This window comes from Thiomonas sp. (genome assembly GCF_054608695.1).
On sequence record NZ_JBTRXV010000117.1, the window covers coordinates 1 to 9,730 of the forward strand.

The 9,730-nt window shown below is 69.2% G+C and carries 7 protein-coding genes and 1 pseudogene; 5 read left to right on the plus strand and 3 right to left on the minus strand.

Annotation, left to right across the window (positions count from 1 at the left end):
- Window positions 1–171 precede the first annotated feature (171 nt).
- From ACYCUK_RS21670 to ACYCUK_RS21680, 3 genes are all read right to left on the minus strand, one after another.
- Complete coding sequence (locus ACYCUK_RS21670; RefSeq protein WP_461596699.1) at window positions 172–2,280, minus strand: transglutaminase family protein; 2,109 nt, start codon at window positions 2,278–2,280, stop codon at window positions 172–174.
- 4 nt (window positions 2,281–2,284) lie between these two features.
- Complete coding sequence (locus ACYCUK_RS21675) at window positions 2,285–3,340, minus strand: DUF58 domain-containing protein (RefSeq protein ID WP_461596700.1); 1,056 nt, start codon at window positions 3,338–3,340, stop codon at window positions 2,285–2,287.
- A gap of 116 nt (window positions 3,341–3,456) precedes the next feature.
- Entirely contained in the window at window positions 3,457–4,377 is a 921-nt protein-coding gene (locus tag ACYCUK_RS21680) for an AAA family ATPase (RefSeq protein WP_461596701.1), read from the minus strand.
- Window positions 4,378–4,500: 123 nt separating this feature from the next.
- On the opposite strand from ACYCUK_RS21680, the gene ACYCUK_RS21685 reads away from it, so the two are divergent.
- From ACYCUK_RS21685 to ACYCUK_RS21705, 5 genes and pseudogenes are all read left to right on the plus strand, one after another.
- Complete coding sequence (locus ACYCUK_RS21685; protein ID WP_461596702.1) at window positions 4,501–5,433, plus strand: histone deacetylase family protein; 933 nt, start codon at window positions 4,501–4,503, stop codon at window positions 5,431–5,433.
- A gap of 86 nt (window positions 5,434–5,519) precedes the next feature.
- Window positions 5,520–7,163, plus strand: a complete 1,644-nt coding sequence (locus tag ACYCUK_RS21690) for an acyl-CoA synthetase (protein ID WP_461596703.1) — start codon at window positions 5,520–5,522, stop codon at window positions 7,161–7,163.
- 53 nt (window positions 7,164–7,216) lie between these two features.
- Window positions 7,217–8,020 carry an enoyl-CoA hydratase gene (locus tag ACYCUK_RS21695; RefSeq protein WP_461596704.1) on the plus strand — a complete coding sequence of 268 codons (804 nt, stop codon included), beginning with the start codon at window positions 7,217–7,219 and terminating at the stop codon, window positions 8,018–8,020.
- A gap of 119 nt (window positions 8,021–8,139) precedes the next feature.
- On the plus strand, window positions 8,140–9,471 hold the full coding sequence (locus tag ACYCUK_RS21700; RefSeq protein WP_461596705.1) for a mechanosensitive ion channel family protein: 1,332 nt from the start codon (window positions 8,140–8,142) through the stop codon (window positions 9,469–9,471).
- Window positions 9,472–9,609: 138 nt separating this feature from the next.
- A pseudogene (locus ACYCUK_RS21705) lies at window positions 9,610–9,730 on the plus strand (electron transfer flavoprotein subunit beta/FixA family protein); the annotation flags it as partial.

Sequence of the window (9,730 nt, forward strand, 5' to 3'; positions counted from 1 at the left end):
CACGCATGGCGCTGAAGCTGGCCGATCGTGGCTATGTGCTGGAAACCGGGCGCATCGCCCTGCAGGCCAGCGCACGCGAACTGCTCGAATCGCCCGAGGTGCAGGCAACGTATCTGGGCAAGGAAACCGCGTCGGCGCATTGAGCCTGGCGGTGCGAATGGGCGCCGGGCGTCAGTTCTGGCCCGCGAATCCCGGCGTCAGCCGCAGCCGGGCGATGTGGCGGCGCAGCTGGCGCAGTCGTTGCCGCTCGCTCCGGGCCCGATCGGCGTCGGGTCGGGCGTAGCGCCAGCGGTCCAGGGCGTCGAGCAGGGCGCAGGCTTCGGTGACGGCTGCGGGCGCCAGTGCGCTTTGGCGCAGGCGCGCGGCCAGGGCTGCAGGGGCATCGGACGGGGAGCTGGCGATGCCGGCTTGGCTCAGGCGCGCGCGCAGCGCGGCGTAGGCGGCGTTCCAAGGGTCGGTCTTGCGTCGCTCCCACACCAGCAGCAGGCCCATGAGGCTGACGGCCAGGCTGAGCGCGGCAACCGCCAGCGCGGAGAGTTGCGCCCAGTTGGGTTGCGCCATGCCGAGCTTGCGCAGCAGGTTGTTCTGCCGGGTTTGGCCGTAGTCCAGCACCCATTGGTTCCAGGCGTTGTTGAGCGCATCGCCCAGGTTGCGCAGGCGCAGCAGCAGGGCGGCGTCACGCGGGCCGAAGGCGGCAATGCCGAGCAGCGGCTCGCGCGCGGCGAGGGTCTGCCCGCTGCGGTCGATGCGGGAGGGGTCGACCATGGCGGTGGGGTCGGCGCGCAGCCAGCCACGCCCGGCCACCCAGTATTCGGCCCAGGCATGGGCGTCGCTCTGGCGCACCACCCAGGTGTGGTCGATGGGGTTTTCGCGCCCGCCCTGATAGCCGGTGACGATGCGCGCTGGAATGCCGGCGGCGCGCAGGAGCACGACGAAAGCCTGGGCATAGTGCTCGCAAAAGCCGACGCGGCGGTCGAACAGAAAGTCGTCGATCTGGTTGCGCCCGGGGTAGGCGCCGGGGTTCAGGCTGTAGTGGAAGGGCTCGCGGCGGAACATCTGCAGCACGGCTTGCGCCACCTGCAGCGGGCCGCCGCCATCCGCCTGCGCCTGGCGGGCGAACTGCTCACCCAGGGCGACGGTGCGCGGGTTGTCGCCGGGCGGCAGTTGCAGATCGGCCTCGAAGCGCGGGCTCAATCGGCGCGGCCCGTAGCTGAAGCGGGGGTAGGAGGTGATGTCGTAGCGCGTGAGCCGGGTGATGGGCCGGCTGGCGCGCAGCTCCAGGTTGGAGAGCTGGGCCACCTCGGTCTGTGGCTGACCGTAGAGCACTGGCGGGCCTTTAGCGGCGTCGAGCGCGAAGACGAAGGGCTGCTGCGAAGGCTGCAGCGTGACGGCGTAGCGGATGCCGGGGCCTTCGGTGCGGACGTTGCGCGGCTGGTCGAGCCTGGCGGAAATGGCCTGCGGGCTGACGGGAAGCGGGCTCCATTGACGGCCGTTGAAGAGGGTGAGCACCGGGCCGCGCCAGTACAGCTCGCGCTCGGGCGGACGGGGACCGAGGAACTCGACACGGAACGCCACGCTGTCGTCGCGCGCCAGGCTGGCGATGGAGCCGGCGTCCATCTGGTCGGACAACCCGGTGGCGTTGGAGGCCGAACTCGGCAGCGCCCACAGTGGCCCGGCGAAGCGCGGAAACAGCAGGAACAGCACGACCATGGCCGGCGTGCCGAAAGCCAGCAGCTTGGTCGTGAGCCACAGGCGCTGGCGCAGCGGCGGCTCGCCGGCGGGCAGGTTGGCGTTGACCAGGGCGGTGATCCAGCCCGCCGTGGCCAACAGCATCCACCCGGCGGTGAGGGCCGATTGCGAATACAGGAAGTTGGCCGAGACGCCGAAAAAGCCGAGGTAGAACAACACATAGGCATCGCGCCGGTTGCGCGTTTCCAGCGCCTTCAGCCCGAGCAGCAGGCTGACGAGGGTGATGCCCGGGTCGCGCCCGAAGATGGTGTGGAACTGCAGCAAGGCACCGGCCACGCCGAGCATGAGCAGCAGCGCCAGCCACCAGCGCGACGGCAGCGGCCGGCTGCGCCAAGCCAGCAGGGCGCGCCACGCCAGCAGGGCGCCAGACCCCGCCACCGCCCAGCCCGGCAGATGCCCGGCCAGCGGCACCAGGGTGATGGCGGCGACGGCGAGCAGGAACAGCGTGTCGCGCGCGTCGCGCGGCAAGCTGCGCAGATGGGCGAGCCAGCGGGCCGTGCTGCGGAGCGGAGACGGGGAGGCGGCCTGCATGCCATCAACCGACCGCATCGACGCGGCCGTAGCCTGCCAGCCCGCGCAGACACTGGCGCGTGTGCGCGGGGCCGTGGCCCGGGGGGATGTCGCGGCCAGGCAGGCGCAGGCCGTAGGGCTGGGGGGCCTGCGCTGCTGCCAGCACCCAGGCGCACAGGCGCGACAGACGTGCTTCGAGCGGCAGTGCGGCGGGCAGATCGGCCCAGTCGAGCCAGCGCTCGGGCTGGGCGGTGGCGGGGGTGGCGGCGCGCACGACGAGGTCGTCGGTCGCGGTTTTTTTCCACACCACATGGCGCAATGGGTCGCCACGGCGGTAGGGGCGAAGGTCGTCGAGTTCGTCGCCGAGCACCTGGCGCGCGGGCACCTGGCCTGCGCTGCGAACCTGGTGCTGCGCGGGCAGCGGCGGCGCCGGGTTTTCGGGTTGCGGATAGACCCAGAGCGCAGCACCGGGACGCCACACGCTCCAGGCGCGCCACAGGCCCAGCGGGTAGCGGCTCTCGATCAGCAGCAGCGGCCAGGGCTGGTGGCCGCGCGCGGGCGGGGTCCAGGGCAGGGCGAAGTCGGCGGTGGCGTCGCGCCCCACGTCCAGCGCATGCCAGCCCTGGCGTCCGACGGCGAGTTGCAGGCCCCAGCGCTGGCGCCCGGGGCTGTGCAGTTGCAGGCGCAGCGCGGCGGGCTGACCGGCGTAGAGCAGGGCGTCGTCGGGCATGCGGGCGGCGAGCGTCAAGCCGCGCACATTGTTGTGGGTGACGTGCAGCGACACCAGGGCGCTGCCCGCGAGCAGGAAGGTGAGCAGGTAGCCGAGGTTGAGCTGGTAGTTGATGGCCGCGACCAGCAGCACCAGCAGGGTGAGGGCGAAGAACCAGCCGGCACGCGTGGGCAGGATGTAGACGTTGCGATGACTCAGCAGGGTTTGCGCCCCGGGCTCGTGGCGCGCCTGCGCCCAGCGGCCGAAGCGCTCGCGCAGGCTGTTGGGCGAGGGCGGGCGCGGGTCTGGCGCGGCGCGTCTGCCGGGCCAGAGGCGGCGCGCTTCGAGCGTGCTGGCGGCGGGCTTGCTCAATGCGGGCTCCGCAAGGCGAGGGGTTGTGCCGCCGCCCGGTCATGTCGCGCAAACGGTGCAGATGGCGCGACGGCCTGGTGGGGGGCAGTGGGGCAGCGCATGCCTTGCTCCGCGCTTCAGATGGGCACTTGCCGCAGCAGCTCGGCAATCTGCCCGAGCACGGCGTCGCGCGAGCCTGCGGTTTCGGCCGCCGGGTGCAGGCGGTGCGCGGCGATGGCGGGGAGCACGGTCTGCACGTCTTCCGGGCTGCAGTAGTCGCGCCCTTGCAGCAGGGCGTGGGCGCGGCTGGCGCGCAGCAGGGCCAGGCCGGCGCGGGGGCTCAGGCCTTCGGCGAAGCGGCGCGGGTCGCGCGTGGCGGCGAGCAGGCGCTGCACATAGTCCACCAGCGGGGCGGCGACATGCACGGCTTGGGCCTGCTGCTGCAGCGCGGCCAGCGAGGTGGCGTTGAGCAGGGCGGGCAGGCGGCCCAGCAGGCTGCGGCGGTCTTCGCCCAGCAGCAGCGCGCGCTCGGCGGCGGCGTCGGGGTAGCCGAGCGACAGGCACATGAGAAAGCGGTCGAGCTGGGACTCGGGCAGGGCATAGGTGCCGCGCTGGTCGTGCGGGTTCTGCGTGGCGATGACGAAAAACGGCGAGGGCAGGGTGCGGGTGGCGCCGTCGATGCTCACCTGGCGTTCTTCCATCGCTTCCAGCAAGGCGCTTTGCGTCTTGGGCGGGGCGCGATTGATTTCGTCGGTCAGCAGCACCTGGGTGAACACCGGGCCGGGATGGAAGGCGAAGGCTCCGGTGTTGCGGTCGTAGACGGTGACGCCGAGCAGGTCGCCGGGCATCAGGTCGGCGGTGAACTGCACGCGGGAAAACTCCAGCCCGAAGGTGTGGGCCAGGGTGTGGGCCAGGGTGGTCTTGCCGACGCCGGGGAGGTCTTCGATCAGCAAATGGCCGCCGGCCAGCAGGCAGCACACCGCCAGCCGGGATTGCGCATTCTTGCCGACCAGCACGGTGTCGATCTGGGCCACCAGGGCAGCGAGTTGGGGGTTCATGGGGGTAGAAAACGCGGCGCGACCCGCAGTAGCACAATGAACCAGCATTGTGCCTACGCACTCTGGAATCGGCTGAGTGCGGGGCATCGAAAATCGTCAGATGTCGAATCGCGAGGAGACACCATGCGCACCGGGTATTACACCCACCCCGATTGCCGCCTGCACGAGATGGGCGCGGATCACCCCGAAAGCCCGCAGCGCCTGGCCGCGATCGACGATCGGCTGATGGCCAGCGGCCTGGACTGGGTGCTGCTGCGCCCATCGGTGCCGCTGGCGGACGAGCCGGCGATGGAGCTGGCGCACAGCGCCGCCCTGATCGCAGGCTTGCGCGAGGCGGGCAGCATCGAGGCCGGTTATGCCTGGATCGATCCCGACACGGCGATGAACCCGCAGACCTGGCAGGCCGTACGCCGTGCGGTCGGGGCGGCCATCGCGGCGACCGACGCGGTGCTGGACGGCAGCCTCGACAACGCGTTCTGTGCCATTCGCCCGCCTGGCCACCACGCCATGCGTGCGCAGGCCATGGGTTTTTGCTTCGTCAACAACGTGGCGGTGGCGGCGCGTCATGCGCTGGACAAGCGCGGGCTGGAGCGCGTGGCCATCGTCGATTTCGACGTGCATCACGGCAACGGCACGGAAGACATTTTCAGCGGCGATGCACGGGTGCTCATGACGAGTTTTTTCCAGCATCCCTTCTACCCGTACAGCGGCACCGAACAGCCAGCCGCCAACATGCTCAACGTGCCGCTGCCGGCCTACAGCAACGGCGCACGGGTGCGCGAGGTGGTGCAGCAGCAGTGGCTGCCGCGCCTGCGCGCTTTTGCGCCGCAAATGATCTTCATCTCCGCCGGTTTCGATGCCCACCGCGAAGACGACCTCGGCCAGATGGGCTTGGTGGAGGCCGATTACGCCTGGATCACCCGCGCGCTGCGCGAGCTGGCGGCCGAGGTGTGCGAGGGGCGCATCGTCTCCTGCCTGGAGGGGGGCTACAACCTGAGCGCCCTGGGCCGCAGCGTCGCGGCGCATGTGCGCGTGCTGGCGGGCTTGGACGACTGAGGCGCCGCAAGGAGTCGCACGGAGTTGTCCATCGCGCAAGTTCACAGCAAGGCAGAAGGCGCAACATGGCCCTAACGGAGATCCGCATGAACGACACCGACCTCGCGCCCAACGCGGCCAACCACGCGCCGCTCACACCCCTGATTTTTCTCGACCGCGCGGCCGACCTGTACCCGCAGCGCATCGCCATCGCCCACGGCGCGCTGCGCCGCACCTGGGGGCAAACGCGCGAGCGCTGCCGCCGCCTGGCGTCCAGCCTGGTGCGGCGCGGCTTGCAACGTGGCGACGTGGTGGCGGTGATGCTGCCCAATGTGCCGGCCATGGTGGAGACGCATTTCGGCGTGCCGCTGGCCGGCCTGGTGCTCAACGCGTTGAACACCAGGCTGGATGCCGAAGCCTTGGCCTACATGCTGCTGCATGGCGGCGCCAAGGCGGTGCTGGCGGATGCCGAGCTGACCGGCGTGATGCGCCGCGCGCTGGACCTGGCCGTGGCGCAGGGCCTGCCGGCGCCGCTGGTGGTGGACGTGCCCGATCCCGAATTCGTCGCGCAGGGCGAGCCCATCGGCAGCCTGGACTACGACGCGCTGCTGGCCGAGGGCGACCCCGCTGACACCTTGCCGGGTGTGACGCACGAGTGGGAGTCCATCGCCCTGAACTACACCTCGGGCACCACCGGCAAGCCCAAAGGCGTGGTCTATTCGCACCGCGGCGCCTATGTCAACGCGGTCTCCAACATCCTGGAATGGGACATGCCGCGCCACCCGGTGTACCTCTGGACCCTGCCGATGTTCCATTGCAATGGCTGGTGTTTTCCATGGACGGTGGCGGCGCGCGCCGGCATCAACGTCTGCCTGCGCAAGGTCGAGGCGCAGGCGATTTTCGAGCGCATGCGCGGCGAGGGCGTGACGCATTACTGCGGCGCGCCCATCGTCCACGGCCTGCTGGTGAACGCCCCGGCGGAGATGAAAGCGGGCATCGCGCAAAAGGTGCGGGCGATGGTGGCGGGTGCCGCGCCGCCGGCCGCGATGATCGAGGGCCTGGAGGCGATGGGCTTCGAGCTCACCCATGTGTATGGCCTCACCGAGGTCTACGGCCCGGCCACGGTCTGCGCCAAGCAGGCCGACTGGGACGCGCTGCCGCTGTCCGAGCGTGCCCGCCTGAACGCGCGCCAGGGCGTGCGCTACCACCTGCAGGACGGCGCCACGGTGCGCGACGCCGACACCCTGGAGGAGGTGCCGCACGACGGCCAGACGATGGGCGAGGTCATGTTCAAGGGCAACATCATGATGAAGGGCTATCTGGGCAACCCGCAGGCCACGGCCGAGGCCTTTCGCGGCGGCTGGTTCCACACCGGCGACCTGGCGGTGGTCGACCCGGACGGCTACATCAAGATCAAGGACCGCAGCAAGGACATCATCATCTCCGGCGGCGAAAACATCTCCAGCATCGAGGTGGAAGATGTGCTGTATCGTCATCCGGCGGTGATGGTGGCGGCGGTGGTCGCCATGCCCGATGCGAAATGGGGCGAGACGCCTTGCGCCTTCATCGAACGCAAGCCTGGCGCGCAGGCCACGGCCGAGGACATCATGGCCTTTTGCAAGCTCCATCTGGCCGGTTTCAAGGTGCCGCGCAAGGTGGTGTTCGGCGAGGTGCCCAAGACCTCCACCGGCAAGATCCAGAAATTCGCGCTGCGCGAGCAGGCCCGCTCGCGCAGCGCCATCGATGGGTGAGCGCGGAGTCCGCGACGACACTGCGAATTCAAGCAACTATCAAGGAGACCGCCATGAATGCCGTACTGCAAGCCCAATCCCCTCTGGTGCTCAACACCCGCGACGCGCGCGGCGTGGTGACGCTCACCCTGAACCGGCCGCAGGCCTTCAACGCCCTGTCGGACGCGCTGCTGGGCGCGCTGCAGGCCGAGATCGACGCGCTGCAGGGCGAGTCGTCCGCGCGCGTCGTCATCATCCAGGGCGCGGGCCGCGCGTTCTGCGCCGGGCACGATCTGAAGGAAATGCGCGCCGAGCCCAGCGCCGAGAAAAGCAGCGATCTGTTCGAGCGCTGCAGCAAGGTCATGCTCGGCCTGCTCGCGCTGCCGCAGCCGGTCATCGCCCGGGTGCACGGCATTGCCACCGCGGCCGGCTGCCAGCTCGTGGCGCAGTGCGATTTGGCGGTGGCAGCAAGCGATGCGCGCTTCGCCGTCTCGGGCATCAACGTCGGCTTGTTCTGCTCCACCCCCAGCGTGCCGCTGGCGCGCAATGTGCCGCGCAAGGTGGCCATGGAGATGCTGCTGACCGGCGACTTCATCGACGCCGCAACCGCGCTGCAATGGGGGCTGGTGAACCGCGTGGCCGCCCCCGAGGCGCTGGACGCCGAGGTGGAGAAGCTGGTGCAGAGCATTCTGGCCAAGCCGGCTTCGGCCATCGCCATGGGCAAGGCGCAGTTTTATCGCCAGATCGAAATGGGCATTGCCGGCGCCTACCAGCTGGCGGGCCAGACCATGACGTGCAACTTCATGACCGAAGAGGCGCTGGAAGGCGTGCAGGCCTTCATCGACAAACGCGCACCGGCGTGGCGCGGTGGGCATTGAGGCCGGTTCGGGAAGTGCCGGCCGGCCTTGATGACGGCGCTCCCAGGTCGACGCACAAGTGGCTGACGTGCGGCGCTTGCTGCCGATAGCATGCGGCTTTGGCCTAGCCGCACGCATCCATGGAATCCCCCCTGCTTCTCGCCGTCCTCCACCATCCCTGGGCGCAGCTGCGCTGGCAGCTGCTGCTGATTGCGGGTGCCCTGCTTCTGGGGCTGGTCGCAGGGATGTGGCTGGAGCGTCGCCTGATGGCGGCCGCCACCTGGAAGGCTGCGTTGCGCGCGGCGCTGGGCGACGGCGTGGGCATGCCGATCATTGCGCTGCTGTCGCTGCAGTTTGCGCGCCACGCCACGCCCATGCTGCGCAACGCGCCCTTGCTCAAGCTGGCGCTGCCAGCGCTGGCTGTGTGGCTGCTGGTGCGGGTTGCAGCCCGGGCTTCGCAACGCGCGTTTCCGGGCAGCGAACCCATCCGCTTCCTGGTGCGCGGCCTGAGCTGGCTGGCCTGGCTGGGGCTGTTCCTCTACCTGAGCGGCGCGCTGCCGGAAATCATCGAGGCGCTGGACGCCTTTTCCTTCCATCTCGGCAACCAGCGCCTCACCGGCTGGACGCTGATGCGAGGCATCGCCTCCATCGCCATCACGCTGGTCCTGGCCTTGTGGGTGTCGTCGCTGCTGGAAAGCAGGTTGCTGGCGTCGCCGCTGGAAATCAATCTGCGTCTGGTGCTGTCGCGCCTGATTCGCGCCGCCATCTTCACCGTTGCCTTGCTGGTGGCGCTGCAGATGGTGGGCATCGACCTCACCGTGCTGGGCGTGTTCGGCGGCGCCCTGGGCGTGGGCCTGGGGCTGGGCCTGCAGCGCATCGCGGCCAACTACGTTTCGGGTTTCGTCATCCTCCTCGAGCGCAGTTTGCGGGTCGGCGACAACGTGCGCCTGGACACCTTCCAGGGCAAGATCCTGGACATCAAGACCCGCTACACCGTGGTGCGCAGCAGCGGCGGCACCGAGTCCATCGTGCCCAACGAGATGCTGATCTCCAACCGCATCGAAAACCTGTCGTACACCGACCCCAATGTGTGGATGTCCACCACCGTCTCGGTGGGCTATGCCAGCGACCTGGACGTCGTGCTTCCCCTGATTCGCGAAACGGCCATCTCGGTCGCCCGCGTGCTGCACGACCCGGCTCCCAACGCCGTGCTCAGCAACTTCGGCAGCGACGGTCTGGAGATCACCATCGGCTACTGGATTGCCGATCCCGAGAACGGCACCCTCAATATCCGTGGTGCCGTGAACCTGGCGGTCTGGCGCGCGCTCAGAGCCGCCAACGTGGAGTTTCCCTTCCCGCAGCGGGTGCTGCATTGGGGCCCGGGACAAAAGCCGGATCAGCCCCCGGCTCCGGAGCCGGGCGAGCCTTCGTCCCCGGACAACAACCCCATTCAGCCCGTGCAAGGGGCTTGATTCGGTATCCACAGGCCGATACACTAGAAAAAAGAACGGTCGTTCGATTTTTTTGGGTTATTTGCCGTGAGCCCACTTGGCTCTGAATGGCGCTGCCTATACTCGGAAACCGTTGTTCCCATTCCTCAGGAGTCTTGAATGAAAGTGCTGGTCGCGGTCAAGCGCGTGGTCGATTACAACGTCAAGGTGCGGGTCAAGCCGGATGGCAGCGGCATCGACACCGCAGGCGTGAAGATGAGCATGAACCCCTTCGACGAGA

Coding starts and splice junctions, on each gene's coding strand:
- ACYCUK_RS21685 (WP_461596702.1), top strand. CDS start 4,501: ATGCGCACCGGGTATTACACCCACCCCGATTGCCGCCTGCACGAGATG.
- ACYCUK_RS21670 (WP_461596699.1), bottom strand. CDS start 2,280: ATGCAGGCCGCCTCCCCGTCTCCGCTCCGCAGCACGGCCCGCTGGCTC.
- ACYCUK_RS21690 (WP_461596703.1), top strand. CDS start 5,520: ATGAACGACACCGACCTCGCGCCCAACGCGGCCAACCACGCGCCGCTC.
- ACYCUK_RS21680 (WP_461596701.1), bottom strand. CDS start 4,377: ATGAACCCCCAACTCGCTGCCCTGGTGGCCCAGATCGACACCGTGCTG.
- ACYCUK_RS21700 (WP_461596705.1), top strand. CDS start 8,140: ATGGAATCCCCCCTGCTTCTCGCCGTCCTCCACCATCCCTGGGCGCAG.
- ACYCUK_RS21695 (WP_461596704.1), top strand. CDS start 7,217: ATGAATGCCGTACTGCAAGCCCAATCCCCTCTGGTGCTCAACACCCGC.